27 protein-coding genes and 1 pseudogene are annotated in these 26044 nt (G+C 55.8%); 10 read left to right on the top strand and 18 right to left on the bottom strand.

Translation table 11 applies throughout. The features are described from left to right. The first annotated feature begins 90 nt into the window (after nt 1-90). Complete coding sequence (locus AFIDRAFT_RS18650; protein WP_009341230.1) at nt 91-1353, top strand: HEPN domain-containing protein; 1263 nt, start codon at nt 91-93, stop codon at nt 1351-1353. A 78-nt stretch (nt 1354-1431) separates the two neighbouring features. Here AFIDRAFT_RS18650 and AFIDRAFT_RS18645 read toward each other — a convergent pair whose 3' ends face one another. Further along, nucleotides 1432-1908, bottom strand: a complete 477-nt coding sequence (locus tag AFIDRAFT_RS18645; RefSeq protein ID WP_245258205.1) for a DUF6641 family protein — start codon at nt 1906-1908, stop codon at nt 1432-1434. A gap of 163 nt (nt 1909-2071) precedes the next feature. Here AFIDRAFT_RS18645 and AFIDRAFT_RS18640 point away from each other — a divergent pair, with 163 nt between their 5' ends. The 5 genes from AFIDRAFT_RS18640 (at nt 2072) to AFIDRAFT_RS18620 (ending at nt 6179) form a co-directional block, all read left to right on the top strand. Beyond that, nucleotides 2072-2590 (top strand): DUF305 domain-containing protein, encoded by a 519-nt coding sequence (locus AFIDRAFT_RS18640; protein ID WP_083801670.1) that lies wholly within the window; start codon nt 2072-2074, stop codon nt 2588-2590. A gap of 10 nt (nt 2591-2600) precedes the next feature. Beyond that, nucleotides 2601-4055 carry a YncE family protein gene (locus AFIDRAFT_RS18635; protein WP_009341227.1) on the top strand — a complete coding sequence of 485 codons (1455 nt, stop codon included), beginning with the start codon at nt 2601-2603 and terminating at the stop codon, nt 4053-4055. Between the two features lie 59 nt (nt 4056-4114). Further along, nucleotides 4115-4639, top strand: a complete 525-nt coding sequence (locus AFIDRAFT_RS18630; protein ID WP_198007838.1) for a sigma-70 family RNA polymerase sigma factor — start codon at nt 4115-4117, stop codon at nt 4637-4639. Next, entirely contained in the window at nt 4636-5409 is a 774-nt protein-coding gene (locus AFIDRAFT_RS18625; protein ID WP_009341224.1) for an anti-sigma factor family protein, read from the top strand. The genes AFIDRAFT_RS18630 and AFIDRAFT_RS18625 overlap by 4 nt, the downstream gene beginning before the upstream one ends. A 197-nt stretch (nt 5410-5606) precedes the next feature. Next, complete coding sequence (locus AFIDRAFT_RS18620; RefSeq protein WP_009341223.1) at nt 5607-6179, top strand: recombinase family protein; 573 nt, start codon at nt 5607-5609, stop codon at nt 6177-6179. A 190-nt stretch (nt 6180-6369) separates the two neighbouring features. On the opposite strand, the gene AFIDRAFT_RS18615 is transcribed toward AFIDRAFT_RS18620, so the two are convergent. Both AFIDRAFT_RS18615 and AFIDRAFT_RS18610 read right to left on the bottom strand, forming a co-directional pair. Beyond that, nucleotides 6370-7398: a 3-keto-5-aminohexanoate cleavage protein gene (locus AFIDRAFT_RS18615; RefSeq protein ID WP_009341222.1), complete on the bottom strand. Its 1029-nt coding sequence runs from the start codon at nt 7396-7398 to the stop codon at nt 6370-6372. Between the two features lie 36 nt (nt 7399-7434). Further along, nucleotides 7435-8493 carry an ABC transporter substrate-binding protein gene (locus tag AFIDRAFT_RS18610; protein ID WP_009341221.1) on the bottom strand — a complete coding sequence of 353 codons (1059 nt, stop codon included), beginning with the start codon at nt 8491-8493 and terminating at the stop codon, nt 7435-7437. 171 nt (nt 8494-8664) lie between these two features. On the opposite strand from AFIDRAFT_RS18610, the gene AFIDRAFT_RS18605 reads away from it, so the two are divergent. Next, nucleotides 8665-9429 (top strand): IclR family transcriptional regulator, encoded by a 765-nt coding sequence (locus AFIDRAFT_RS18605; RefSeq protein ID WP_009341220.1) that lies wholly within the window; start codon nt 8665-8667, stop codon nt 9427-9429. 133 nt (nt 9430-9562) lie between these two features. Here the strand turns inward: AFIDRAFT_RS18605 and AFIDRAFT_RS18600 are convergent, their stop codons facing one another. Together AFIDRAFT_RS18600 and AFIDRAFT_RS18595 are read right to left on the bottom strand one after the other, a co-directional pair. Further along, a complete protein-coding gene (locus AFIDRAFT_RS18600; RefSeq protein WP_009341219.1) occupies nt 9563-9916 on the bottom strand; it encodes a zinc ribbon domain-containing protein YjdM in 354 nt (117 codons plus the stop codon). Between the two features lie 45 nt (nt 9917-9961). Further along, nucleotides 9962-10195, bottom strand: a complete 234-nt coding sequence (locus AFIDRAFT_RS18595) for a helix-turn-helix domain-containing protein (protein ID WP_040298818.1) — start codon at nt 10193-10195, stop codon at nt 9962-9964. A 189-nt stretch (nt 10196-10384) separates the two neighbouring features. Here AFIDRAFT_RS18595 and AFIDRAFT_RS18590 point away from each other — a divergent pair, with 189 nt between their 5' ends. Further along, complete coding sequence (locus tag AFIDRAFT_RS18590; protein ID WP_009341218.1) at nt 10385-10894, top strand: hypothetical protein; 510 nt, start codon at nt 10385-10387, stop codon at nt 10892-10894. Nucleotides 10895-10927: 33 nt separating this feature from the next. Further along, nucleotides 10928-11401, top strand: a complete 474-nt coding sequence (locus AFIDRAFT_RS18585; RefSeq protein WP_009341217.1) for a PH domain-containing protein — start codon at nt 10928-10930, stop codon at nt 11399-11401. 405 nt (nt 11402-11806) lie between these two features. Here AFIDRAFT_RS18585 and AFIDRAFT_RS18580 read toward each other — a convergent pair whose 3' ends face one another. From AFIDRAFT_RS18580 to AFIDRAFT_RS18560, 5 genes are all read right to left on the bottom strand, one after another. Further along, complete coding sequence (locus tag AFIDRAFT_RS18580; protein WP_009341216.1) at nt 11807-12526, bottom strand: DUF3631 domain-containing protein; 720 nt, start codon at nt 12524-12526, stop codon at nt 11807-11809. Beyond that, on the bottom strand, nt 12520-13626 hold the full coding sequence (locus AFIDRAFT_RS18575; RefSeq protein ID WP_040298814.1) for a hypothetical protein: 1107 nt from the start codon (nt 13624-13626) through the stop codon (nt 12520-12522). Before AFIDRAFT_RS18575 ends, AFIDRAFT_RS18580 begins: the two co-directional genes overlap by 7 nt. Nucleotides 13627-13747: 121 nt before the next feature. Further along, nucleotides 13748-13993, bottom strand: a complete 246-nt coding sequence (locus tag AFIDRAFT_RS18570; protein WP_009341214.1) for a helix-turn-helix domain-containing protein — start codon at nt 13991-13993, stop codon at nt 13748-13750. A gap of 92 nt (nt 13994-14085) precedes the next feature. Beyond that, nucleotides 14086-14799, bottom strand: coding sequence for a hypothetical protein (locus AFIDRAFT_RS18565; RefSeq protein WP_009341213.1), 714 nt, complete (start codon nt 14797-14799; stop codon nt 14086-14088). Beyond that, nucleotides 14796-15965, bottom strand: a complete 1170-nt coding sequence (locus AFIDRAFT_RS18560) for a tyrosine-type recombinase/integrase (protein WP_009341212.1) — start codon at nt 15963-15965, stop codon at nt 14796-14798. The genes AFIDRAFT_RS18565 and AFIDRAFT_RS18560 overlap by 4 nt, the downstream gene beginning before the upstream one ends. 503 nt (nt 15966-16468) lie before the next feature. Here AFIDRAFT_RS18560 and AFIDRAFT_RS18555 point away from each other — a divergent pair. Beyond that, nucleotides 16469-17983 carry a site-specific integrase gene (locus AFIDRAFT_RS18555; RefSeq protein WP_156786918.1) on the top strand — a complete coding sequence of 505 codons (1515 nt, stop codon included), beginning with the start codon at nt 16469-16471 and terminating at the stop codon, nt 17981-17983. 99 nt (nt 17984-18082) lie between these two features. On the opposite strand, the gene AFIDRAFT_RS19900 is transcribed toward AFIDRAFT_RS18555, so the two are convergent. From AFIDRAFT_RS19900 to AFIDRAFT_RS18525, 8 genes and pseudogenes are all read right to left on the bottom strand, one after another. Beyond that, on the bottom strand, nt 18083-18247 hold the full coding sequence (locus tag AFIDRAFT_RS19900; protein WP_156786917.1) for a hypothetical protein: 165 nt from the start codon (nt 18245-18247) through the stop codon (nt 18083-18085). A gap of 123 nt (nt 18248-18370) precedes the next feature. Next, nucleotides 18371-19528: a cytochrome P450 gene (locus tag AFIDRAFT_RS18550; RefSeq protein WP_502685483.1), complete on the bottom strand. Its 1158-nt coding sequence runs from the start codon at nt 19526-19528 to the stop codon at nt 18371-18373. Between the two features lie 287 nt (nt 19529-19815). Further along, a pseudogene (locus tag AFIDRAFT_RS19640) lies at nt 19816-20042 on the bottom strand (6-pyruvoyl trahydropterin synthase family protein); the annotation flags it as partial. A gap of 309 nt (nt 20043-20351) precedes the next feature. Beyond that, nucleotides 20352-21365, bottom strand: coding sequence for a formate dehydrogenase subunit gamma (locus AFIDRAFT_RS18545; protein WP_009341207.1), 1014 nt, complete (start codon nt 21363-21365; stop codon nt 20352-20354). A gap of 60 nt (nt 21366-21425) precedes the next feature. Then, entirely contained in the window at nt 21426-22022 is a 597-nt protein-coding gene (fdh3B, locus tag AFIDRAFT_RS18540; protein ID WP_009341206.1) for a formate dehydrogenase FDH3 subunit beta, read from the bottom strand. Between the two features lie 12 nt (nt 22023-22034). After that, complete coding sequence (locus AFIDRAFT_RS18535; protein WP_009341205.1) at nt 22035-24986, bottom strand: formate dehydrogenase subunit alpha; 2952 nt, start codon at nt 24984-24986, stop codon at nt 22035-22037. A 12-nt stretch (nt 24987-24998) separates the two neighbouring features. Then, on the bottom strand, nt 24999-25211 hold the full coding sequence (locus AFIDRAFT_RS18530) for a twin-arginine translocation signal domain-containing protein (protein WP_009341204.1): 213 nt from the start codon (nt 25209-25211) through the stop codon (nt 24999-25001). A gap of 34 nt (nt 25212-25245) precedes the next feature. Then, entirely contained in the window at nt 25246-26022 is a 777-nt protein-coding gene (locus tag AFIDRAFT_RS18525) for a molecular chaperone TorD family protein (RefSeq protein WP_009341203.1), read from the bottom strand. Between the last annotated feature and the right edge of the window lie 22 nt (nt 26023-26044).

Genomic DNA, 26044 nt, shown 5'->3' with positions numbered 1-26044 from the left:
CCGTCATTCTTTCCCAACACTGCGTGTCGTCGCCGGTCTTGTCGGGAGCAAGGATGGTGTATGCCAACGAACAGGAAGTGGCCGACCTGAATGCATATTCAAGGAAAGAAGCATCTAGCGGAAGCCTTACAGGCCCTGTCCGGAATTCCCAAAGAACATGAAGGACGGATAAGTTGGGAGAGTGGCGCTCTTGAGCGGGGCACCTTTGAACTCATCTATAATCTGACATTTACACCTTCCGTCGAGGGTCACATCAAGGACGGTGCAATTTGGCATGCTTTGAATGAGTGCGCTCGCGGCAAAGATTTTTCAGCCAAGTTCTTCATCCAAAAGATTCGAGCGTACCTAAAGGGGTTGCTGAGCAAAGAGCCAAGGTCCTTCATTGCGGTGGCACAGATCAATGCTCAGTTGGGGGCGAAATTGCCAAAGAGGATCGCATCAATCGATGGGACCATTGATATACGGGCGAGCCTGCCACCCTTGTGTGTTAAAGTAATTAGCAAATTGGACGGCTACGAGCGCAGCCGCCTGAACTTACACACTGACTTTAATTATATGACGATTAAAGTAACGAGTACTAGCGAGCGTTCGGCGGTTGATGCCGCGTATCGCAACATGAAGTACGCTCTTGGCGTCATCAATCTTGCTGCCGATGGATACGGCGTTAGTAAACGTTTCGGATTTCCGAATGCACCAATTGGAAAGTTTCTTTCGGCATCCCCGATTTTCATCATCGATACGGTAGCGGCCAAGCTGGGAAACTGGCAATCTGAAAATCACTATCCGTCGCAATGGAAGAGAAATTTTTCAGTCTGGCAATCTCAGCCAACTGACGAGATCGCGATCTGCGCAAAACATATCACATACGATCTTTCGCGCATCGATTTTAAAGAACGCCTCATCCAATCCGTGCTGCAATTTCAGGAGGGGCTGGAGACCAGCCATATTGAAACTGCACTCCTGAAATTCTGGACGGGTATCGAGCTCCTATGCTCGCGGGAAGAGAAGGAGCCGAGCGAGCGCATTGTCGAACGTGCTAGTTCGATATTTGACGATCATCGACACGCAGCGATGCGATTAAACTTCATCCAGGAATTCCGAAACCGGATCGTACATCGAGGCGAAGCAGGAGACCACGCTTTGTTGTGTGCTCAGTACGGCAGCCTTTACCTTGGTACGATGATTCGATTCTTCCTTTGGAACCGCTTTAAGTTTCGCAAACGAGAGACAATCCTAGATTACCTGTCCGCTCCCTTGGATGAGAAAAAGCTCTTGGACATCATTTTTATAAATCGAAAGAGACTGGACGCGCTCAGGCGCAGGAAAGCTCGGATCGCATCACACACAGCTTAACGTGACAGCTAAGTACTGACGAAATTCGGTGAGCAGGAACAAGGGCGCGATAATGTGTTCGCCCTTGTTCCCTAAGAATCAGCGCTTCTTGACTGGTGGTTGACGCGTAGCCTGTGCCAACTGAGCGTCAAGTTCGCCAGTTCGCGTCGCCGCAATCAATGTATCGATTACCGCAGGCAGCTTATCGAGCGACGGCACTGCAATTGCGGCTTTGCCTTTTTCAAATTCGACTGATTTGGAGCCAGATCGAATTGAGAAAAGATACGAGCCATCGATGTGCCGGCGCCACCAAGGCGTGACCCGTTGCTCGTTTTCGACTGACTTGCGTACGCCATCTACCTTCGCAAAGGACCGCACCTTGCGGACGTAGTTTGGATTGGTGAGCAAGAGCTTTTGTTCTTCAAGCCGTGTAATGGTGCGATTGCGCCGTTCGATCGCGGGATTGGTGTCCGTCTTTGGCAGTGCAGCAAAGTTCAGAGATTTCAGTGAAGTCATTTGATCCTCCATCAGGTCTGATTGAGGAAGATCAATAATAAAGCCTGTTTCCGCGATCACATACCGGTCTTTTGTCTGCTATTGATCCCGAGCGGACTTTGCTGGTTTGCCGTGTCGAATGGTGCGGGCGCCAGCAAAGATTAAAAAATCACAATGCCCGGAATAATCCTACACCCGACGAGTCTACCTCCCATGCGTCCACCAGCATGGAGGTCTAGTTTCCGTGAATTTATTCAATACAACGGCAGGAGCGCTTGTCGCAACTACCTGTTTAATCAGCGTTCCAATATTCGCCCGCGCTGAACAACCATCGACGAACCCTGCGCCATCTTCTACCAAATATCCCGAGGAGGTTCCATTCCTCACCGAGAATAATACGGCCATGGACAAGATGATGGCCGGCATGAGCGTGGAACCCACGGGTGACGTTGATGCAGATTTTGCCGCAATGATGATTCCGCATCATCAGGGCGCAATCGACATGGCAATCGCCGAATTGCGTTACGGCAAGAATGAGCAGCTTCGCCGTATTGCTCAAGAAATCATCGTCGAGCAGCAGCAAGAAATCGCAGCGATGAACTTGGCGATAGGCAAGCCATTGCCGCCGTCAAGTGCGGTGCCGACGCAAGTCTCAATAGATGAGCCGCCAATCACGTCGGGCACTGCCTCCAAAGGCAGTCCGCCGAATCCCCATAACAACATGTCGATGTCGCCCATGAACCACATGAAAAACCCGAAGTAGGATCAGAAAGATGCGAATCAATTATCTCTCGGCTCTTCTCGCAACAACATTCCTTGCGGTCGCACCCGTCGCATGGGCGGGACAGGCTCCCTTTGCGGCATCGGATAAGGATATTCCAGTAAGCAGCCACGATCGTGTCTATGCGGCCGAGCAATTCTCCAACACAGTGTCGGTGACAGACCCGGCGACCAACAAGCTTGTCGGTGTCATTCGTCTTGGCGCTCCTCAACCGAGCAATCTCAGTCCGCTGTACAGGGGGCAAGTGCTGGTACATGGCATGGGTTTCTCGCCGGACCGCAAGACCCTCGCCGTAGTCTCGATCGGTTCGAACTCGGTGACGTTTATCGATACCGCGACCAACACCGTAAAGCACACGACTTATCTCGGGCGCTCACCGCACGAAGCTTTTTTCACGCCTGACGGCGGTGAGGTGTGGGTCACTGTGCGTGGTGAAGATTATGTTCAGGTTCTCGATGGCAAAACGTTCGAGGAAAAGACTCGGATTAAAACGCCAAACGGGCCGGGCATGCAGATTTTCTCTCCTGATGGGAAATACGGCTATGTATGCTCATCGTTCAATCCTGAAACGGAAGTGATAAGTGTTGCCGACCATCAGATCATTGCCCGAGTAAAGCAGGCCAGCCCGTTCTGTCCGGACATCGCGGCTACGCCGGATGGGTCGCAGGTCTGGTTCACATTAAAAGACATCGGCAAAACTCAAGTTTTCAACGCGAAGCCGCCATTCAATGTGCTTGCGACACTGGATACCGGCCCGACCACCAACCACGTCAATTTTGCACATAATGCGAACGGCACATTTGCTTATGTGACGATCGGCGGCTTGAATGAAGTGAAGGTGTTCCGCACGGACGATTTCAAGCAGGTCGCCGCGATTCCTGTCGGAAACCTTCCGCACGGTCTCTGGCCTTCCGGCGATGGTAGTCGCATCTATGTGGGACTGGAGAACGCCGATGCGCTGGCAGCGATCGACACGCTTACCAACAAGGTGATTGCCAACGTTCCGATCGGCCAGGCGCCGCAAGCCATTACTTACGTGCCCGGTGCGGTCCCAGAAGGCGATGGAACGGCCAATCTTCAACCTCTCGGCCTCGCCGGACAAATCGCACATTTGTCATTGGCCAAGGGTGGCAAGGATGGAGAAAAGACCGCCACCAATGTGTCATTGTTCGATCAGGGACTGGTTCAGGTACTGCAGGCTTCCGTCACGGGGTTAGAACCAAAGAAGCCTTATGTTCTTGCGCTCGCGGAGAAGGCAGATGGCAAGGGAATGCTGCAGCCATTGGCGTCTTTCATGACCAATCCCGCCGGTTCCGCAATCGTTAATGCCATAGGTCCGATTCGTCAGATCGTGCAAAGTAAGAACAAAAGCGGACGGCGTTATCTCGTGATCACCGAAGGCTCAGTCACACAACCCGGCAATGTTGTGCAGTCTCAGGTGCGCTGACAAAATTGCGGGGTTGCCACCAGTAGCCCCGCAATTTCGATTGGAACAGAAATCCTGTCATGAGCGATATTCTTCAACTGATCGAACCACTGCTGCCCGCCTTGCGCCGCTATGCGCGCGCGCTGCTGCGTGACCAGGTGCGGGCCGACGATCTCGTTCAGGATGCCCTTGAGCGGGTGGTGAGTCATTGGGATCAGCGCCGAACAGATCGCGATACCCGAGCATGGGTATTTGCCATTCTTCATAATCTGGCGATGACGAGTCTGAAGCGGATAAATGCCCCTTCTCATCTATCAATTGACGAGGTTGCGGAAGACGCATTTGCGTCTGCGCCATCGCAGGAAAACGGAATGCGCTACCGAGAGCTTCTGAAAGTGCTCGTGCGCTTACCGGAAGACCAACGTGCGGTTCTTCTCCTTGTCGGCGTGGAAGACCTGTCCTACGCCGATACGGCCCGCGTTCTCGACATTCCGATTGGGACTGTCATGTCCCGTCTTTCGAGAGCTCGCGAACGCCTAGCGAATGAAATGGAGTCTGATGGCGTGTCGCGCCTGGCGAGCGGCCACCTCCGGAGAGTAAAATGAATCGGCCCATCACAGAAGACGACCTTCATGGCTTTGTCGACCACGCGCTTGATGCAAAGCGGCACGCCGAGGTTCATGCCTATCTCGACGCGCACCCCGAAGTTCTTGCGCGGATCACTCGTTATGCAGACCAGCGGGATTGGCTTCGAGCGGCACTGGCGCCGATTGCGGAAGAGCCGATACCCTCGCAATTGAATGTTTTGCGCTTGATCCGTCGACAGCGTCAGCCCTTCCGGATTTCGCATGTCGCAGCGGTTGCCGCCGCGCTGGCATTCATGGCAGTCGGAGGCATCGGTGGGTGGGTGTTCCGAGGGGCCGAATCTTCTATCCCCAAAGGCATCTTTGCGCTCGGACGAGAAGCATCGGAGAGTTATTCGGTCTTCGCGACGGATCACATTCGGCCGGTCGAAATGCGAGCCGGTGAAAGCGCGCAATTGATCAACTGGGTCTCACGCTTCCTTGGCCGCACGCTGACAATTCCTGATCTGTCTAAATCAGGATACGATTATCTTGGAGGGCGTGTGGTAGCGACATCGGAAGGACCGGCAGTTCTCCTTCTTTATGATGACGGCAGAGGATCACGCTTGGCAATGCTGGCGCGGACAATGGCGGATGCACGCGATACGCCGATGGCCGCAGTATCAGGAAAGGGTGCCCAAGGGTACGCCTGGGCTAATCAAGGCATCGGATACAGTCTTGTCGGAGCAAAAACCGAGGAGAGTTTGCATCCCATCGCTGATGAAGCTCGTCGTCAGATCAGTGGGACCTGATTGAATTGTAATACTTGTATGCACAAGTCGATCGATGACGATATCGGTGCAATGCGGTCTTCAATAAAACGTTCGTTTCTTAGAGCCGTCCTGGATTGGCTGCGACCTCCAATTTCATCGGCGAAACTAGCTCTAAAAACTATATCTGGAAATTATTCCTAAAATAACATATACTGGGCACGTTTTTCGGAGCCCTGATGAGCATCATCGGTTACGCGCGCGTCTCCACAGCAGACCAAACGCCCGATCTACAAATTGATGCTCTCAAATCAGCAGGTGCCCATCGGGTTTTCATCGAAACCGCATCTGGCGCGAAGACTGACAGACCTCAATTGGCGGCGGCACTCGATTATCTTCGCCCCGGTGACACTTTGACTGTTTGGAAGCTCGACCGCCTCGCCAGATCAATCCGACAGCTGATCATCACGATTGATAGGCTTGAGCGGTTAGGTTGCGGATTTCGCTCCCTGACCGAGGCAATCGATACAACCACCCCGACAGGAAAACTCGTGTTTCATATCTTTGGCGCGCTGACAGAATTCGAACGAAGTATCATTCGCGAACGAACGATCGCGGGGTTAGCTGCCGCGAAAGCTAGGGGGCGGCGAGGAGGACGACCGCGCGTGATGTCAGAGAATATGATCATTGCGGCAGGGGCCATGATCCGAGACGGGTCGATGACCATTAAGGAAATAGCGGATCAGCTCGGCGTGTCGGACGGAACGCTCTATAAATACATTCCGCATCCACGGGAATCGACAGAATCATAAAACATAAACCAGCGTTTATGTTTTAAAGCGAACTCAACTTCGCTTAACAGCAGGAGAATTTCTGGCTCACCTCCGCTGGTTAAATAGCGATGATGAACCAGAAACCTTCTTTTCCTCGTTAAACTAGTTCTGTTTTGCAAGCTCTAATGAGGGCAGAGGTGGAATGGAGCGTGATTGTAGCATCCTGTCCTTAGACCGATACCTCAGCCACCTTACGCGATCCCATGGGCGAGGTAAGTTTCAGCCCCAAGATCTGCCGAGCCTCGTTCGGGTCCGTCACGACGCGGCGCCCGAGACGTTCCGCGATTTCCCGAACCAGTCTTACCATCTCCGAGTTCTTCCGGATGATTTCATCCTTGTGAGGGTAAACCCAGTAGCAGTCTTCAATGCCGACTCGGATCAGTTGTGTGCCCATCAAGAGGCCCATCACCACGATCGGCAGCCAGTTTCTTCCTCCCGGATAAACTCCGATGATCGAATCAGGTTCGGTCGCCGCCACCATGTTGTAGTTGGTGATCAACTGAAGATATGACCACGGGTCTTTGTGGATCGTGTGAGAGTGATGTTTGCCGAGATGCAGGTTGAAAATAAAAGGCCGCTTTTTCGCAATGCCTTTGTCCAATATTTTGTGCTTGAAGTCCCACATCACATACGTGTCGTAGAGCTGGAAAATCGGCTTGATGTCGTGCTCTTCGAGCCATTTTACGCCATCGATTACATTTTGCGCAGGATGGAAGGTACCCGTAGCGCTGAGATGCCCGGCTCGCAGCACGACACTGCCTTGACAGTATTTGTTGCCGTTCCCCAGTTCGAGAAGCTCCTGCGTCTCACAGACGTAGTCAACCTGCTGGTGCGCTGCCCATGTATGAGACAGCGTGACGAAATCGCCGACCTCGTCAAACACTGCTCCCAGAATTTGGGCCAACAATTTTGGATTGGCCTGCGCATTTCCCGTTTTAGGATCGCGGGGATGCATGTGAACAATCGCAGCGCCTTCACGGATTGAGTCGACTGTCTCGCGAATCTGATCGTCTATGCTGATCGGAACGGCTGGAAACCGGTCCCCACCAATTTGCCAACCAGGACATGCGCTCTCGATGATGACCGGCTTGGCCATCGTCATAATTCTTTCTTCGCTGTCTACAGGGAAGTGCTGCGCCACGCGCTCCGGTGTGAACTCCGAAACGAGTTCCATTCCGGTTAGAGGAGACTTCGTCATGCCATGCTCCGATGGTTATTGGTTGGAGGGAATTGTTTAGCGCTCAGAGCGAGCAGGGGGCTTTTCCGCAAGCATCCTGAACACTTCGGGGAAAAACATATCTTCGGTGGTGGCTTGCCTCTTAAGGACGCCGATGCTGTTCAAGAATTCGGCAAACCGCTCGACGTTGTGAGGCTTCAGAGAGTAATAAAAATCAGGATCCGAGATGATGCGGTGAATCTCGGCAGCCGAGAGCTTTGACTTGGCATACTCGACATATAATTCGGCAGCCGCCAGCTTATCTCTATTCGCGATTTCGATCCCTTCATTGAGGCCAGCCAAAAAGGCTCGATAGAGCTTGGGATTGGCATCGCGGAATTGCGAGGTCGTCCAATATACAGTCGCTGTGATAGGGCCGCCCATGACTTCATATGAAGACAGGATCGTGTGTGCGCCCGGCAGTTTCTGCTCCATCTCCTGATATGGAGATACCGTGAAGTGCCCATTGATTCCCTGATTTGAGGAAATAGCAGCGAAGCCGTCCGGATGAGACAGACTGACCGTGAACCTGTCGAGCCTGGCGTATTCAGTAATTCCGTACATCTTGGCCGCAGCCATTTGCAGGAATCTCGCTTGATCCGAAACCTTGACCGCGGGCAGCGCGATCTTGTCGCCCGATCCCAGATCAGCGATCGTGCGCACCTTCTCATTTCGGATTGTCAGTTTCTCGGGCATCGTGCTCACGGCGGCAGCTAACTTTGCCGCGCCGTTTGTCTTATCCCAGAGAAGCAAAGCGGGTGAGAGGCCGCCTGCAGCAATGTCGAGCGACTGAGACAGGAGCGATGTGTTCATCGCCGAGCCGCCGCCGAGGCTTACGAACTTGACTGAAATCTCCCCGAGACCTTCATTCTGGGCATGCTTTTGAATGAGGTGGCGCCTCTCCGCGATCATCATCGGGATGTAGCCAACGCCGCTTTGTTGGGCGATGACCAGCTCGCTCTTCTCTGCGGCGGCCGCAACAGAACCAAGAACACCAGCGGCCCCTCCGATCAAACAGACCGCGATGAACCTTCCGAAGACAAATCGAACTTTTGACGCTTGCTTCCTATTTCTCATACTCAGATCCTCTCAGAGTAAGGCGGTTCATTAGACGAAACGTTAGGTTCTTCTGTCGAAACAGTGGAAGATCACTTAAAATCTGTCAATAGCCTCCTCTGTGACAATCGGGCTGGCGTTCGTTAGTGAATTTTGATCTGGTTCATCAGGTGAACCTAATGGAGGGGATAATTGGAGACACGTTCAGTAAGACGCGCGGCCGAAATTCTGATCCATATCGGCGGTGAGCCCGAGGGGCTCTCCCTCAGCGAAGCCTCGCGCAGGGTCGGACTCAGCAAAGCAACGACCTACCGGATTTTACAGACTCTGGTGGACTCGCAGTTTGCTCGGCAGGATGAACAATCCACCCGGTATTTCATCGGTGACGGTTTGTTGCGGCTGACTCGGGGAGTTGGGGCCTATGAAGAATTGGTTCGCAATGCACGGCCTGTGATGGAAACGCTCCGCGACAAGACGCGCGAGACTGTCACGCTTGTAGTCCCGAGTGGAGAACACCGTCTCACGATTGAGGTGGCTCTAGGGACGCACGAACTCAAGGCTGCGCCTGAGAAGGGAGGGACAAAGCCGCTTTACGCGGGGGCTGCTGGACGGGTTTTGCTAGCATATCTGCCTTCAGAACAGACTGCGGGCCTATTGAATAAACCTCGTTTGAGGTCCGTCACCCGAGCGACCATTACATCCACCGCCGCGCTATTGCAGAAGATGGAATCCATCCGCAAGACGGGATTGGCGATAAGCATGGAGGAGGCGGTTCTAGGTCAATTTGCGGTCGCTGCACCGATTTTTCGTGATGGGGATACCATCATCGCCGCTCTTAATCTTTGTGGCCCGACCGCCCGGATTACACCTGAAATCGTGGAGCAACTGGCAAAGACTGTGTCAGCCGCTGCGAAGAAAATCTCCCAGAAACTAAGGTCAGCATCTTTTCACAGCTGATCAGTGAATACAGGGGCTGATTGTGATCGGTGTAGAGGCAATGCGCTCCGATTGAGAACCGCCTCCCCGTGGGATTTCGGCATCGCTAGTATAAGGGGCGCAAGCGCTTGGATCGGTTAATCCGCCCTGCGGACTAAACCTTTTTCACGAATTTCGATTTTAGATTCATCGCACCGATGCCCTCGATCTTACAGGCGATATTGTGTCCATCAGACGCATCCGTCAGGCGAATATTCCTGACCTTTGTGCCTCCCTTGATGACCGATGAAGCTCCCTTGACCTTGAGGTCTTTGATTACGATGATGCTATCTCCATCCGCAAGCGCGTTGCCATGTGCATCGCGCACACTCGCTTCAAGTGATGTTTCTGCGCTTGCGCCGCCGTCCTCAACACTCCATTCATGAGCGCATTCCGGGCAAGCCCATAAGCCCCGATCCTGATAGGTATGTCCGGAATTACATTTTGGGCAGTTCATTGCATCGTCCATTATCGGTCTCGCACGCACCAGGCAGCGGATTGTTCAGCGAAACCCCTATTTAGCTGTCTTCCGCTTGCGGCCAATAGGTTGCAGGAAAGCGTCTGGCGGCACGCCCAGGACCCTTGCAAACTTCCCGATTATTTCGAGCCCAACATAGGTAACGCCTCGTTCAATTTTGCTGACATGAGCCCGGTCTACGTCCGCTCCATGGGCTAGATCCTCTTGGGACAGCCCCTTTTCGTGCCGAATACGGCGCAGGTTTGCGGCGAATAGTTGGCGAATATCCATACGCCAACCAACGACTTAACGGCTTTTCTAACCACGGCTTTAAGACCGAAATATTTCGAAAGAGGTAGCGGTCCAATGTCGCCTCCGGCAGCAAAGCCAGGAAACCAAGACTCTGCTTTAAAGCCACAATAGTATTCGCTATAATATATGCCATTGACGTGGACAAATTGATTTTAGGACATCGAGCAGATGATGAAGCGTATGGGGATGCTCGTTCTCGTTATCTTATTTGCGACGCCAGCCACTGCTGACGACCTTTCAAAGCAAATGACGTTTGAGACAGTCGCCCACTATCTTGATTTGAAGGACGCCCTCAATCTGTGCGAAATTGGGAAGTTTCTCATCTACGACGACGCTCAGAGGCGGGATCAGACAGAGTTCTTTCGTGTCGTAGTCCGTGCTGGCCAGAACATGGGAATTGATGTTGAAAACCTGCTCGACCCAAGGCGTCCGGTGAGTCTGGAGTATCGAGAACGAGAGAAGGACCTCTTCTTCGTTGAGACGCCGGGCAAGCCGTCGACCCGGCCCGGTGGCGACAAACAATCGACTCTGAATGAGGCCGAACAGGACGCTACAAAGCAAACCAAGCGAGCTCAGCTGCAACAATGGTGCTCAGGCCTCGATCGGCAGCTTCAAGCGTTAGTCGGCGGCTACATGATCGCCCAAGCGTCATTAGTGTTTAGAAGCCCGACACCCTAGTCGTGGCGCGTTTATCATTTGAAGGGGGAATCCGTGGTCACAGACGACGCTTATGGTTCGGAACAGGAAATCGTCACTCTGAAGCCGAGCACGATCCGCTGGATATTCGGAACGTTTGCGGGTTGGATGAATTTGATGGCGTGTTTCATCTTCCTCGGCTTTCTCAGCATATTCTGTGTCTGGCTAAGGAATATCTGCACGAAGTTCATCATCACGAATCAACGCGTAAAGCTCGAAACCGGCATCATCTTTCGACGGATCGACGAGGTTGAGCTGTATCGGATCAAAGACGTCAAAGTCGATTATTCCCTGCTGAACCAAGCGTTCAATATCGGGACCATCACGTTGAGGTCGAGCGACCCAACCACGCGCGACCATGCTCTGACGATCCCTTACGTCTTTGATGCACGTAAGGTTCGCGAAACACTTCGCAATGCGATTGAGCAGAGCCGTCGCCGGCGTGGCGTTCGCGAAGTGGATATCGAGCCGATGACGTATGTAGTCTAAGTCCGAAAAGGGCTGTCAGACAGATCGTGGCTTTCTCTCATGACATCGGGAGAATTTGGCGGCGATAAAAAGTGTTATCCGGACCACGCCGTATTTCTAATGGCCTTCTTATGGTCTCTGCCACCGTCCACAATGGTGAGAGAATGGCGATCATGGCGGTGACAAACTCACCACCACGTTCACCGTTAAAAATCACTCAACCGGCTGATCGCCCTTCGCTGCTGGTTTTATCCGGCGTGATCGGCCGAAATGTTCGGCAAGTTACTAGCGTCGTGCGACCAAGAGAACGACAGCGCTTACAAACCAGTCCTGGATATGCGGGTCTTGGAGACGGTAGCGCGATCATTGTCGCTTCCACCTCCCGAGCAGATACCCCATCGTGGTCGAGGCAGATGCCGCAGAACATCATTCGATGTCACCTTTGGTGCGTGCAGAAGCCGTCCCATCCGTCCCATCCGTCCCAACGAGTGCGGGAGCGAAGGAACGTTTATGGATAAAGACGTCGAACACCCTCTGGAACTGGTCCCGCGTGTAGCCCTTGCCTTGTGTCGGGGTTCGAACGTTCTTCGGCCGAATACGATACGCCCTGAGCATTTGGGACAGCTTTCGCTGGGGATTGGTCCAATCCGACCACGGCCTGTCAGGAGTTCGCCGCAGATATCGAGCCAGGTCCTCTGACTTGAAGGCGGGCAGCCCAGTGGTGGAAAAAATCTCGTGAATGTCGATGAGCAGCTGCTCGGACGGATGGACATCAAGCATCCTGGACTTTTCGAGTCCGATCGCCGCTATCTGCACCCGGTTTGCCCAATCTGATCCAGCCAGCTGTGCGATCGCGAAAAGCGGCTCCCATTTGTCGATGAGCCTTCCGGTAAATCCAGTCGGGAACGTAGGAACGACCTGGCGCAGAATAGCGGGTGCCTTCGCAGCCCACGCTTGGCACCGCCGGTTCAGAGCAGCCAGCCCTTCATCGTGACGTGATTGAAGCCGCTCGGGTGCCAGATCGGGCGGTGCACGCATCATGTCTATGACGATGCACCTGGATTCGAGCGGATCTTGTTGAATTGCCCCGATTTTCGCAATGACTTTCGGACACCACACACGGTAGGTTTTGTTGCCTCTTAACACAACGGCTCCGTCCCGTTTAACGCCCGCGTTAAAGAGTCAACGGGGGCGTTCGGCCTGTCGAGCAAATACTCAGCTTCGTCGAACAGAATTAGCTTTCCGTCCTCCGCAGCCGAATAAATGCCGGCGGACGAGGCGTTGATCGTCATTATCGATGGCGGTGACAAGCCAGATATCAAGCAAAGCAAGGTCGATTTACCGCATTCGGGCTGCGGCGAGACAGATGCGATAATTGGCGACGAATCTGCGGCTTCGAAGGCCCAGTAATGCAGCACTGACAGGGAGAGCGCTTCGGCCGCTCCCGCACCTAGATAGATGTGCCTGTTGAACCGAGCCATGAGATCATCAAGCAACAGAGCTGTTTCGTTCGCCAACGTCGGGTCGATTCCGGTTGAGGCGGTGTAGCCACTCGGTCCTGGAATAAATGCCGATGCTGTCGGATTAGCCGAAGGAAGCCAGCCGTCCGGCTCATCAAGTTCGGCTTCGCTGGTGTTCTCCGTTCGCATCCGAGATATGTGCGTGGCGAGGACAGCCAGCACCCGTGTCCAGGAGAGCCCGGCTGGCTCGATCAGCCCTTCCAGGGCTTCGCGGTATCTCAGTTTTACGCCTTCCCCTTCCACGATCCGTCGCGCACGCTCGGTCAACGCCCATTTGATCTGATCCGCAATCGACTTGTCTGTCGGGTCAGCCCAGATGCACCGGCTCGCGAGTCGAATGTCGTCGCTAACCGCTCGCGGGTGAGGGGTTGTGAGAATAAAGCCTGAACCAGCGGCGATTTTCGTTCTCACTTCATCGAGAATGTCGGGCACCGAGTCCCGGTTCTCCGCGACTAGGTTGTAGACGGGATGGCCGAGTATCTTGCGAAGCATTTCCGCCGCCGACTCGATGCCAATGTCTCGCGGGCCAGCCAGGATGATATGCGAGGCGCCTTGGCTTATTAGTTCTGGAAGACCGAAAATAAAGTCACCGGGAAGATGCAAGTCCGGGAAGTCCTTCGGCGCGTATTTCAGGGCCAACTCCTCGGCCGTAACAGCCCGGGGCAAAACTGGCTCGGTGCTCGGACTTTGCCGAAGTTCATCAATCTTGCCTTTGGGCGATTTCAAAGCCGTGCCCTTCGTCGAACGTGGCTCGGCCCGATGGCGCACACCACGAGACCTGGGAGCAGTCTTCCGAGCTGACGCACGCTTCGTCGAGTTTTTGGTCGCTACACGCGATTTGGAGGCCTTACTCATTGATAGTCTCCAACGCGTTTGGGTTGCTGTGATCGGTCTTCGTGCGCTCCTGTTCGCTCGTCGTGTCGTCTCCAAGGAAGGGCAGACGGTTGCGCCACAGCTTGGCGTCGTCGGTGTCGATTCGGGTCGCGTACCCGATCTTTCGTGCTCGCAAGCGGCCCGACTTTATCTCTTTATAACAGGTCGTGCGGCTGCATCGCGCCCACGAACAAAACTCCGCTATCGTCATCAACATCATTGTCGTCTCCATGCAGCCGGAATGGCTGTACGGAGAAAGTAGTGAGTACGCACCGACGAACATATCTCGACATGTATGCTTTTTGGCTTGGCTTATCGGCGTTCTTCAAGATACCAAGTCAGGTCGTCTTTGATGGCGGCCAGCTGCTTCCGAAACCACTTCACACGTTCTGTATCGCTTAGATTCTTGTAGTGACGGAGGTCCGTTTCGAAGGTGACCGCGTAAAGTGACCTAAGGGCCAGTGCGGTGGAAGGAGCATGTTTGGCGGTTCGTTGGCGATTATTCGTGAAGAAGTCCAGCCAGCCCTTGATCACCCGTTGCGGATAAAGGCGAACTGATTGTCGGGGATTGCCAGAGGACTTGATCTCACTGATTTCCGCTGCCAGTTCATCATAAACGCGTCGGAGTGGATTTGTTCTTGGCTCTACTTCCTTGAGCACAGCAGCGAGACGCGCGACCGGCAGGCGTTTTAGCCAGATTTCGGTCGAATCGAGCGACTTGCTCCGTCTAGCCCTCATCCGAAATAAATCGTGCGGCCTTTCATCTGCGGCGTGCTCGAATGCTTCCACGACATATCTTACAGGTTGGGTCGCACTCTCGGGAAGACCGAGCTCGTTCAAAAAGATTTCCACGATCCGCATCGTCGGCAAAAGCGTGTGTTTGACGTAATTGAGCTGTTGTCCTCGCTTGGAGGAATCATTGCTTACGACGGGATCAAAGTTTGCCAGCTGACGAAGGCTCGATTTGAGCCAGTTCAGGGGATCCTCGATTGTTTCCGGTTCGTAAATCTGTAGGGGCTCCGTCATAGCTGTCCTCGGCTGCAATATTGACTCCACGCATCCATCACCGCGCGTCGCCGTTCAAGAAGATTGCCACGACGGTACGCGGCTTCGGCTTTGTTACGGATGGTGTGTGCAAGCGCCATCTCGACAAGTTCGTTCGGAAAGTCGGTGGTCTCGGCGGCCCAGTCGCGGAACGTCGAACGGAATCCATGGGTGGTTAGGTCAGCCCGGTCCATCCGCTTCAGCAACGCCAGCATCGACATATTGGAAAGTCCCTCAGAAGGCTTCATGCCGACGAAGATGAAGTCGCTCTCCTTCGGGATGTCCTTGAGGATTGCGAGGGCTCGGTCGGACAGAGGCACTTGATGCTCGACGCCCGCCTTCATCCGATCGGCAGGGACAGTCCACACTCTATTATTGGTGTCGATCTCGTCCCATCTGGCGCCCACGACTTCACCTGTTCGCGCGGCAGTCAAAATCGTAAACTCCAGCGCACGGGCGGTTATGATGTCCCGCTTCCGCAGATCGCTCATGAAGGCCGGAATGTCTTTATAAGGAAGCGCGGGGTGGTGGCGGACCTTTGAGACCTTGCGGATCGGCGGCAGCACTTTGTCGAGATGACCACGCCAACGGGCAGGATTGTCTGAACTCCGATATCCGCGAGCCGCGGCCCAATCCAGAACGGCCTCGATGCGACCGCGAACACGGGAAGCAGTTTCAGTCTTGCTGGTCCAGATCGGTTCGATCGCTTTCAGAACATGATCGACGGAGATTCGGTCCACTGGAAGCTTGCCTATATGGGGTTCAGCATAGGTCTTCAGGGTGTTTCGCCATTGGTCGCGGTGCTTGGCGTTCTTCCATCCGTGTTCGTTGGACGTGATGAAGGCTTCGGCGCACTGGGAGAAGGTACTGACTGTTCTGGGAGTGGGTTTACTGTCGATGGGATCGATCCCGTCTCGAAGCTGTTTACGAACGGCCTCCGCCGCCAATCGGGCATCCTTCAGGGAGACAGTACTGGCACTGCCGAGCCCCTTCTCACGCAAACGGCCGCCACGGCGATACAGGTAAACCCAACGACGGCCACCATTGCGCGAGATGCTCAGATAGAGTCCGCCGCCATCAGCATGCCGACCAATCTTGGTCTGCGTCGCAACGCCTCTAGCCGACAATATGTGAATCTTGCGCGCCATTTCTGCCCTAACTTCTGCCCCAACACATGTCGATGCTTGTGGGCGACATCAAGATGCGACAGCGAACAAAGATGATGGCAATATACTGAATAAATTCAAATTTCTGGTTTGGTGGTGAACACTGGCGGATAGCCAAAGATGCTATGATAATCCCTCCCTCTCCGCCAGTTTCGTGTCCTCCTGAGCCCTCAAGGCAGGCTCCTGTAAAATCAGGATTTTCCGTACACCGCGATGCCTCAACAGAGGCAAAAAACGTGCGTGTATCAGTCAAAGTACCACCCAATGTACCAGCGCAAACCGGCGCCGGAAGCGACAGAGACAACGGCCTCCCAATCGCATCGCGGCGCGTAAAGTCGCCGCGCCATCTGACCCGCACGCCATCCGGCTGGCGTTTTCAGCTGCGCGTCCCGACCGCACTTGTCCTCCCCCATTTGCGACTTGCAGGCCCGTCCCCGATCATTCGCGTACAGCTTGGTCCGCTCGCGCGGCGTGACGCGGACCGGTTGGCTAAACAACTTGCGGCGCTGTGCTTCGCGATTTTCGACGACGCCGCAAGCAAACGGAGAACGGCAATGGAATTGGGGCAGACAGACAATAACGACCGAGCTCTCGTCGAGCAGGTGGTTGTGGCCTGCCAGGCCGCGATCGCACGCGCGGTCAAGCAGCCGAAATCAGCGATCGGCCTCGCCCGCTCATTGAGCTCGGCGCTCACCTCGCTCCAGCTGATCGAGAGCGAAGTTGGTAAGGGCGCTGACGGCGCACAGGCTGTGGTCACCAATGCCGATGCACTGACGCGCCAGGCATTAACTCAAGTTTTGACGCTTACGCCGAACCCATCACAGGCAAAGAGCGCACTCGCAATGGTGACGAATGTAGCTCCATTGCCGAGCAATCCGGCTCTGCCCATCGCTTCTGTCTTCAAGACAGCGCTGCCGACCTTCGGGGACGTGTCACGAGCGTATATTGCGATGAGAAAAGCCGTTGATGGCGACAATCATCCCGACATCAAATATCTCGAGTTGCGCCGACAGACATTCATCGACCTGATCGGCGATCGTCCGGTCGATCAATATTTTCCGAACGATCTCCAGGACTATGTCACGGCGATGCAGTTCTGGCCGGCAAACGCTACCAAGCGCGCAGGTGCTGGCGAGACGCGCACGATCCTGGATTCAAATCGAAGTCTGGCGCTCAAACCTCTGGCAAGAAAAACCATGCAGGACGGCTATCTCGCCAATGTTAAAACGATGATGCGGTTCGGCATGATGAAGCACAATTACCGCGATCCCTTTGCAGGTGCACGAATCCGTTGGCCGAAGACTTATGGCACATCGGCAGTGCGTGAGGGCGTCGACGATGCCGTCATCAATGCGACCTTCCGCAACGGCATTGCGACAGGTTTGCTTGCCGAAGCCATGCTACCAGTGCTGGCGAAGCTCACCGGCAGGCGCATTGGACTGCTAGCGCATCTGCGCGGTTCAGATTTCCGCGAAAAATACGGCGCCATCATCGCTCAAACCTCGGGAATTGTGCTCGTGAACGGCCGTTGGCAGCGCGTGCCTATTAAAACAGAAGAAAGCGCCACGTACTTTGTGATCCATGATTTCTTCCGCACGATTGGCTTCGTCAACTGGGCGCAAAAGCGGGCCGACGATTGGGTTTTCGCAGCTCTCCACGAACACCCAGACCCATCAAAATACGCATCCAAAGAAATGAACAAGCTTCTCCGCAAAAGCGGCGCCATTGGCGCGAATATCGAGGTCTTCCACTCGCTCCGCGGCGATGCAATCGACGACATTCGAAACACTGATATCAAAGACAGATCGCGCCGACTTCAGACGGGGCACGAGTTAGGCGACGTCCATGATCTTTATGGATTCCGCGCTCTCGGCGCCGCGGAGACCCAGCAGTTAGCCTGCCGCTCCCTCCCGGCGGAATCGATTGGAGCGTGTTTGAGGGGCTGGATTTCGATGCACTCGCCAAGGCGCGCCACAAGAGGGGACGCCGCAGCAAGCTGAGCCGACAAAACCCTCGGCTGACAGGTTTGAGGACCATCTGCTCAAGCGGAAAATTTTGTCCGCATCGATCACGAGTTGATTTGATAATGACTGGGGCGGTCATTGCCGGAAAACAGACCGCGAACGAAAATGTTCGTGTTTTTTACGCAAATGGCGCGCCATTCGGAATAAAACTGCGAAAATATCGATAATAGCTGCTCCCGATCCGGCCGCCTGCTTCAAGACGAAGGCTATCTGCGACTCTGAAAACTTTTTCGTTTTCATGGAACCCTCCTCGTCCCCCGTCCGGGGATCATAAGTGGAAAATTCCAGCCCAGATTGGCCTAATTTGGCCGGGGCACTTCAGAACACTCTGCCAAAAAACAAAGTCCACTCTAAACCTGCGAGTTACGAAATCCGCACAGGCAGTTCGGAGAACCCGCTTGCCGGATATATAGCGATTGTCGGTTGGCGGCCGGGTATGAGTGTGATCTGCTGGGTATGCTTCAGCAACTCCTCCGAAATGACACGCAGTTCTAGCCGTGCCAATTGCGCGCCCGGGCAAACGTGGATGCCGCGACCATAGAGAAGATTCTGCGTGGGATCGCGGTCAAGGCGGAATTCGTCGGGATCACCGATGACTGCCTCATCGCGATTGGCAGATGCCCACATCAGCGTGATTCGCTCACCGGCCCGGATCTTATGTCCACCGATCTCTACAGACGCAGTCGTCACCCTCCGGTTAGAGATCAGCGGTGCGTGCATACGTAATATCTCGTCGATTGCTACCGGCAGCAGGTCAAGCGCATCCCGGAGCTGCCGTTGGACCTGCGGGTGTCTCGCCAGATAGTGGCAAACAATGCCGACGCAGGCAGTGATCGTGCCCAGTTCGCCGACCGTCCAGTTGCGCAGGATACTCACGATTTCCTCGTGGTTCAGCGGTCTGTCGCCGATCCTCTCCCGCAGGAGGTCTGTGGTGATGTCGTTCGGCGCCGCCACACCAGCCGCACGCCGCGCTTCCAGCAACTCCATGATATAGCTATCGAATTCGAGCGCGACGGCGGCCGTCTGCCCAGTATCCCTGGCCAGGATGGCCGCATGGTTCTTGCGCGCCCACTGAAGCAGCGGCTCGTGCAGACTCGCAGGCCAACCGAGAAAGGCGCACTGGACCTGCACGGCGAAGAGCTGGGCAAACTGCGTCGCCAGATCGATTTCAACATCTCGCTCCAAGCTGGACACGAGGTTGGCCGAGATCATCCGGCAAAGCGGCTCGAATGCGGCGACGCGCGTCGGCTCGAAATGACGCTCGATCAGCTGCCGGTACGCCGTATGCTGCGGTGGGTCCATACCGCTTGGCACCGAGAGATGGCGCGAGACAATGTTACTGAACGTACGATGGTCGTCGATCGCTCGCACGACGTCTTCGTGCCGGAACAGCGACCAGCCCAGATAGTCGCTGTATGCGACCGGGCAGTGGCGGCGCATCGCGTCATAAGCTTTGATCTGGTCAGAGAGAACCGTATCGGATCGAGGATCCCAGTCCGGCTGTGGCTTGTCCAATCTTATGTCCACAATACCCCTCAGAAAACATCGCAGCGCCTAACGGCTGCAGGCTGATGATACTTAGCTTCTGCTATCCCAATCCAAATAGTCTTTCCTTGTTGGTACGCAAACAAGAACGGTGCTGTGCGCCAGCGTCGCCCTTCAACGAACGTTCGCAATTGGCGTGGCTTGGATTTAGCTTATGAGCCGGGTAACAAATGTCCGGAACGATCCATCCCGAGGTATAGATATCGCACAACTTAAAGCCGCGAACCGTATCCCAGACCAAGTGATGGATGCCGCCGTCGACGTCAACCTCCCTTCTCACACGATTCGATCGGGCCATCGTATTCCGCCCAGCAATCGGGCGTCTCGTAGACTCTCACGCTGGAAATTTGCAGCAGTCGTTGTTTTGCTTTCTTCCATATCCAGACAGCGATGTTTTCGGCCGTGGATTTTCCAATCCAGGGACATCATTCAGACAGTTATGATCGAGTCTCTTGAGAAGCGGCTCAAACACCTCTTCCAAGCCTGGGAAGCACTCACGCCGGCTCAGCAGGTGCATGCCACTATCGTGGCCAATGGCACGATATACACCCAAGCCGAGATCGTGGAGATGTAGGGATCGATTTTATCTGGGGCAACGCTGAGGAATATCGGGCACAGGTCGCGCTAAAGGCGAACGCCCGATGATGAGGAAAAGGCCACGCTCACGGGCTCCTGAACCGAATTCAGGCTCTGGGCCGCCACAACCGCAATCACGACGGCGCAAACGCATGCCAGCAAAAAGGCTTTCATGAAAGTCTTCTCCAAAACAATGGCCGTTCGTCAACTTCCGACAATATCATTACTCCGCCGGTGTTGATGACGGATGATGGTGCGCTGTATTAACGCCTCTTCGCGCACTCTCCTCTTCGAGCCATAGGCTGTGGTGCTCCTTCGCCCAGTTCAGGTCGACTGTTCCCTCGCCCATGGCTTCGAATGCACCCTCCATTCCGATGGTGCCAATATAGATATGTGCCAACATGACGGCGACAAACAGCACACCCACGACCGCGTGAACGATCTGCGCGAGCTGCATGCCTTCGATGCCCGTGACATAAAATGGGAACATCAACTGATAGCCGGTCACGGCAACCGCGCCGCCCCCGAGCACGACGATCCAGTAAATTGCTTTCTGCCCGGCGTTGAACCGATAGGCCGGCGGATGGGAGTGGCCAACGATGCCACCGCCTTCCTTCAACCACTCGGCATCAACCTTGTTGGGGATATTGCCGCCAATCCACATCAGGAAAATCAGAATGACGCCGATAGTGAAGGGAAAGCTCAGATAATTGTGCGCGTACTTCGCCCACTGCGACCAAGCCGAGAAGGCTTCGTGTCCGATCACCGGCAGCAGCAGCGGCCGGCCGAAAGTGATGTTCAGGCCCGAGATGGCCAGAATGATAAAGCAGGTCGCGGTCATCCAGTGCACGAACCGCTCGAATCCGGAAAAGCGAACAATGGTGCGCCCTGAGCGCCCGCCTTCGATACGGACCATGCCACGCATCAGATAGAAAATGACGAGAACGGCAAGCATTCCAAGGATCGCGATTCCGCCGATCCAGCGCAGCGTCACGCTATGGAAGTATCGCCAATCACGGCCAGCCGGCTGCTCAAGAACGCCGGATCGCCTGTCCGGGATGCTGACACGTCCCTGGATGCGGTCCAATTCCTTCAACAATTGCTGCTCGTGGACCGCACTGGCAGTCGGATCGACCCGTGACGGCTGCTGGGCGGCTGCCGGAACGGACGAGGCGATCATAAGGAAGAAAATGGCGACGCCAGCCACGAAACGGAGATACCTTGCAAAAGACGCCATGAGCGTTCTCCCTCGATTTCTGTCGGCCGCGCGCCCGTGCAGCCATTCCGGCTTTATGAATTACGAGGCAATGGTCCCCCGATAGGCTGTCTGCCAGCCCCACGCGCCCGAGCCGTATCCTCGCTTGGTCACCCTTTCCTTGTAGATCTGGGCGATGATCTCGCCATCGCCCGCCAGAAGCGATTTGGTCGAACACATCTCGGCACATAACGGTAGCTTGCCTTCGGCAAGGCGATTGGCGCCATACTTCTCGTATTCTTCCTTGCTGCCGTCGGCTTCGGGACCACCGGCACAGAACGTGCACTTGTCCATTTTGCCGCGCGACCCGAAGTTTCCGAGCTTCGGATACTGCGGCGCGCCGAACGGACACGCATAGAAGCAATAGCCGCAGCCGATGCAGAGATCCTTGGAGTGCAGCACAACGGCATCGGCTGTGGTGTAGAAGCAATTGACGGGGCAGACAGCCGCACACGGCGCATCCGTGCAATGCATGCACGCCATCGAAATCGACCGCTCTCCAGGCTTGCCGTCGTTGATGGTCACCACGCGGCGGCGATTGATGCCCCACGGCACCTCGTGCTCGTTCTTGCAGGCCGTGACGCAGGCATTGCACTCGATGCAGCGATCCGCGTCACAGAGAAATTTCATCCGGGCCATGACTGCTGCTCCTTATGCCGCGACAATCTGACAAAGAGTGACCTTTGGTTCCTGCATGCCGGTCGCGGGGTCGTATCCGTAGGTCGTGATCGTATTGGCGCTTTCGCCGAGCACGATCGGGTCGGTGCCCTTCGGATAGTTGCCGCGCAGATCGTTGCCCTCGAACCAGCCACCAAAATGGAACGGCATCCAGGCAACGCCTTTGCCGACCCGCTCGGTCACAAGCGCCTTCATCCGGGCTTTCGACCCGTTTTCCGCGCCGGTCACCCAGACCCAGCCGCCATCCTTGATGCCGCGATCGGCCGCATCCGCTGTGCTGATTTCGATGAACATGTCCTGCTGCAGTTCGGCGAGCCATGGATTGGTTCGCGTTTCCTCGCCGCCGCCCTCATATTCGACGAGCCGGCCGGACGACAGGATGAGCGGGAATTGCTTGGCAATGCCCTTCTCCACCGCCGCCTTCTGAACAGAGAAGCCGATGTTGGGCAGACGGAACTGCTTGGCATCGGGCAGCGTCGGATATTTCGACACCAGTTCGACGCGAGGCGTGTAGATGGGCTCGCGGTGCACCGGGATCGGGTCCGGCAAACTCCATGCGTTCATGCGCGCCTTGCCGTTGCCGTAAGGCACGCAGCCATGTTTCATCGCGACGCGCTGGATGCCGCCCGACAGATCGGTCGACCACGACACCGTATCCGGACTGGCCGGATTGACCTTGTTGATGACGGCCATCTCAGCTTCCGTCAAATCGGTGTCCCAGCCAAGCTTCTTGAGGCTCGCCAGCGTGAACTCCGGATAGCCGTCCTTGATTTCGGAGTCCTTCGAATAGGAGCCATCCGCCAGCAGGCTGACTTTGCGGGTCGTGCCGTCCGGCAACTTCTCTTCACGCTCAAGGCCGAACCGCGGGCGGAAGGTGCCGCCACCGTCCATGACCCCGAGGTGAGTATTGTACAGGAGCGGCGTTCCGGGATGTCGCACTTCGGGAGATCCCCAGCACGGCCATGGCAATCCGTAGTAATCGCCTCCGACTTCAGGATCGTCCTTTGGCGCCCGCGTGGTCACCAGATCGAACTTTGCCTGGTTCTTCATATGCGCCTTAAGCCGCTCGGGAGATTGGCCGCAATAGCCAGTCGACCAGCTGCCGCGGTTGATTTCGCGCAGGATATCTTCCGCCGAAGGCACGCCGTTCTCGATCTTGATGTTCTTGAACATCTTGTCGGCGAAGCCGAGCTTCTTGGCGGTCAGGTACATGACTTCGAGATCGTCTTTCGACTCGAAAATCGGTTTCACGATCTGCTCGCCCCACTGCAACTGGCGTCCCGTGGCGACGCGCGAGCCCTTGCACTCAAACTGTGTCGCGACCGGCAGCACATACGTGTCGTTGTTGCGGCCTGCCTTCACCGAGAGCGAGGCCCAGGTGGTGGGATGCGGATCTGCAATGACCAGAAGCTCAAGGGCTTTCAGCCCCTTCATCGATTCCGGGATACGGGTGATGCTGTTGCTGGCATGTCCCTGCACGAACATCGCCCGGATATTGTCCTTCTGGGCCACGTCGTTCTTGGGCAGGTTCACGCCGTCGAACCAGCGCGTCAGCGGAATACCGGGAGTGTTCATCATCTTCGGATCGTCGAAGCGCGACTTGAACCATTCGAAGTCGGTCTCCCAGACCCGGGCCCAGTGCTTCCACGCGCCTTCGGCGAGACCGTAGTAGAACGGCAGCGTCACGATATCGAGACCAACGTCAGTTGCGCCCTGAACGTTGTCGTGGCCGCGCAGAATGTTGGCACCGGTGCCCGACTTGCCGATATTACCCGTCATCAGCAAGGCGATGCAGCTCGCGCGCACGTTGGCGGTGCCGACCGAATGCTGCGTCTGGCCCATGCACCAGATCAGCGTCGCCGGCTTTTCCGTGGCGAACATCTTGGCGATGCGCTCCATCTGTGCGCCAGGAACGCCCGTGACCCGTTCGGTTTCTTCGGGATTCCATTTCTCAACCTCCTTGCGGAGATCGTCGAAGCCATAAACCCGCTGCCTGATAAACTCCTTGTCTTCCCATCCATTCTTCAGAATGTGCCACATCATTCCGTACAGCACCGGAATGTCGGTGCCGGGACGAATCCGCGCATATTCGGTCGCGTGCGCCGCGGTACGGGTCATGCGCGGATCGAAAACGATAAAGTTACCCTTGTTCAGCTCCTTCGATTCGAGCATGTGCTGCATGCCGACCGGATGCGCCTCGGCGGCGTTGCTGCCGATATAGACCAGCGTCTTGGCATTCCGCATATCATTGAGGTTGTTCGTCATCGCGCCGTAACCCCAGGTGTTGGCTACGCCGGTCACGGTCGTCGAATGGCAAATACGCGCCTGATGGTCGGTATTGTTGGTGCCCCAATAGGCGCCGAGCTTGCGGAATAGATACGAACCTTCGTTGGTCATCTTGGCCGAGCCCAGCCAGTACACCGAATCCGAGCCCGACTTCTCACGGATCTGCAATAATTTGTCGCCAATCTCGTTGATCGCGGTGTCCCACGACGTACGCGTCCACTGCCCGTTGACGAGCTTCATCGGATAACGAAGGCGACGATCGCTGTGGACCAGTTCACGGACGGAGGCGCCCTTGGCGCAATGCGAACCGCGATTGATCGGAGAATCCCAGCTCGGCTCCTGACCGATCCACACGCCATTCAAGACTTCGGCAGTCACGGTGCAGCCGACGGCGCAGTGGGTACATATGCTCTTGCGAACGGTTGCACCCGAAGTCAGCGGACCCGCCATCGCCGCCTCGGCCTTGCGGACACTGCCGGGCGACAATGTGTTCAAGACAGCCAAGCCACCCGCAGCCAGACCGGACTGGCGCATAAACGTTCGGCGATCCAAACCTTGTCCTCGATCGGCCAGCGCGCCCGCCGCCGAACCTTGACGCATTGCCTGCGAGTTCTGTCGTTGGGTTTTTTTGATCAGCACGGCCGCCTCCCGCTATTTGGGGTAACGATTCACGCGGTAGTAAGCTTGGATGTCGGGCGAATTGGGATTGTAGCGCGCTTTGCGCTTCTCATCGTTCGTCTCGCTATCGGCTTTTGCCTCGGGCATCAGCGGCGATACGACGGCCGCTCCGGCGCCGAGAGCGCCGATACCGACTCCGCGCAGAAAGCTACGACGGCCGACGGCTGCCTTGTCGTTATCTTTCATCGCACGTCCTCCCTGTGGCCGTTCGACTGCCCGCTCAATCGGCGAGCGTGAAGGCCTCCGCTTCAATCTGAAGAAAGAGCCGGCCAAGCGAGCCGACCGATCGATAAAAGTTCGCCGCCGCTGCGTTCTCCATGTCGATGAACAGACGGCCCATCCACGGCGCCATGTGCTTTTCGAACATCTCGCGCTGCGCTTCTTCGCGGGCGGGGAAACGGCCACCGGCCAAACCGGCCATGATCTCGCAGAGAGTCGCCGCGTGATCCTCCGGCTCGAAATTATTTTCGACGCGCTCGATACCGAGCGCATCCAGATCCCGCCGCAGGCGCGACAGCGGGCGTTCGTTAAGAAAGCCGGTTAAATAGAACGAGGCGTAAGGCATCAATTCGCCGCGCCCGAGACCGACGAAAAGATCGAAATACTCGCGCTCGACAGCGGCGGCATTGCTCTTCGATGCAGCATCTCCGAGATGCGCGTGAGCCAATCCGAGCGGCGTCGCGTCGCCGCGTAGCTTGGCGATCTGCGTGAGCAATTTCGCCGACGGGGCTTGTGACAACAGCGTAGCGAGCAGTGCATATTCCTGGGCACGGCCCACATCGATGTCGTGGACCTGATCAGTCACGGCTAACTCACTATAAAGATCGGGACGAAGATGGACGCGCGATACGCCGGTTGCGGCTTCAACCGCGGCCACGCGCTCGGCGGGGACCCGGCTCCAGTTCGATACTGAGGGTTGGCGTATGCCTACTCTGCGGGCGAGTTCGGCGACGCCTCCCGCCATTTGAATTGCCCGATCTAATCCAGAATCGCGCATATTCGTTTTCCTCAAGTGAGCG

The sequence above is a fragment of the Afipia sp. 1NLS2 genome (assembly GCF_000178995.1).
Classification (GTDB): domain Bacteria; phylum Pseudomonadota; class Alphaproteobacteria; order Rhizobiales; family Xanthobacteraceae; genus Afipia.
Note: the sequence above shows the minus strand (reverse complement) of the source record. Positions and strands in the feature narration are given on the sequence as shown.

What these genes read in the sequence shown, in the direction of transcription:
- AFIDRAFT_RS18650 (WP_009341230.1), top strand. Translation starts at nt 91, where the DNA reads ATGCATATTCAAGGAAAGAAGCATCTAGCGGAAGCCTTACAGGCCCTG.
- AFIDRAFT_RS18635 (WP_009341227.1), top strand. Translation starts at nt 2,601, where the DNA reads ATGCGAATCAATTATCTCTCGGCTCTTCTCGCAACAACATTCCTTGCG.
- AFIDRAFT_RS18630 (WP_198007838.1), top strand. Translation starts at nt 4,115, where the DNA reads ATGAGCGATATTCTTCAACTGATCGAACCACTGCTGCCCGCCTTGCGC.
- AFIDRAFT_RS18625 (WP_009341224.1), top strand. Translation starts at nt 4,636, where the DNA reads ATGAATCGGCCCATCACAGAAGACGACCTTCATGGCTTTGTCGACCAC.
- AFIDRAFT_RS18620 (WP_009341223.1), top strand. Translation starts at nt 5,607, where the DNA reads ATGAGCATCATCGGTTACGCGCGCGTCTCCACAGCAGACCAAACGCCC.
- AFIDRAFT_RS18615 (WP_009341222.1), bottom strand. Translation starts at nt 7,398, where the DNA reads ATGACGAAGTCTCCTCTAACCGGAATGGAACTCGTTTCGGAGTTCACA.
- AFIDRAFT_RS18610 (WP_009341221.1), bottom strand. Translation starts at nt 8,493, where the DNA reads ATGAGAAATAGGAAGCAAGCGTCAAAAGTTCGATTTGTCTTCGGAAGG.
- AFIDRAFT_RS18600 (WP_009341219.1), bottom strand. Translation starts at nt 9,916, where the DNA reads ATGGACGATGCAATGAACTGCCCAAAATGTAATTCCGGACATACCTAT.
- AFIDRAFT_RS18595 (WP_040298818.1), bottom strand. Translation starts at nt 10,195, where the DNA reads ATGGATATTCGCCAACTATTCGCCGCAAACCTGCGCCGTATTCGGCAC.
- AFIDRAFT_RS18590 (WP_009341218.1), top strand. Translation starts at nt 10,385, where the DNA reads ATGATGAAGCGTATGGGGATGCTCGTTCTCGTTATCTTATTTGCGACG.
- AFIDRAFT_RS18570 (WP_009341214.1), bottom strand. Translation starts at nt 13,993, where the DNA reads ATGATGTTGATGACGATAGCGGAGTTTTGTTCGTGGGCGCGATGCAGC.
- AFIDRAFT_RS18565 (WP_009341213.1), bottom strand. Translation starts at nt 14,799, where the DNA reads ATGACGGAGCCCCTACAGATTTACGAACCGGAAACAATCGAGGATCCC.
- AFIDRAFT_RS18560 (WP_009341212.1), bottom strand. Translation starts at nt 15,965, where the DNA reads ATGGCGCGCAAGATTCACATATTGTCGGCTAGAGGCGTTGCGACGCAG.
- AFIDRAFT_RS19900 (WP_156786917.1), bottom strand. Translation starts at nt 18,247, where the DNA reads ATGAAAACGAAAAAGTTTTCAGAGTCGCAGATAGCCTTCGTCTTGAAG.
- AFIDRAFT_RS18545 (WP_009341207.1), bottom strand. Translation starts at nt 21,365, where the DNA reads ATGGCGTCTTTTGCAAGGTATCTCCGTTTCGTGGCTGGCGTCGCCATT.
- fdh3B (WP_009341206.1), bottom strand. Translation starts at nt 22,022, where the DNA reads ATGGCCCGGATGAAATTTCTCTGTGACGCGGATCGCTGCATCGAGTGC.
- AFIDRAFT_RS18530 (WP_009341204.1), bottom strand. Translation starts at nt 25,211, where the DNA reads ATGAAAGATAACGACAAGGCAGCCGTCGGCCGTCGTAGCTTTCTGCGC.
- AFIDRAFT_RS18525 (WP_009341203.1), bottom strand. Translation starts at nt 26,022, where the DNA reads ATGCGCGATTCTGGATTAGATCGGGCAATTCAAATGGCGGGAGGCGTC.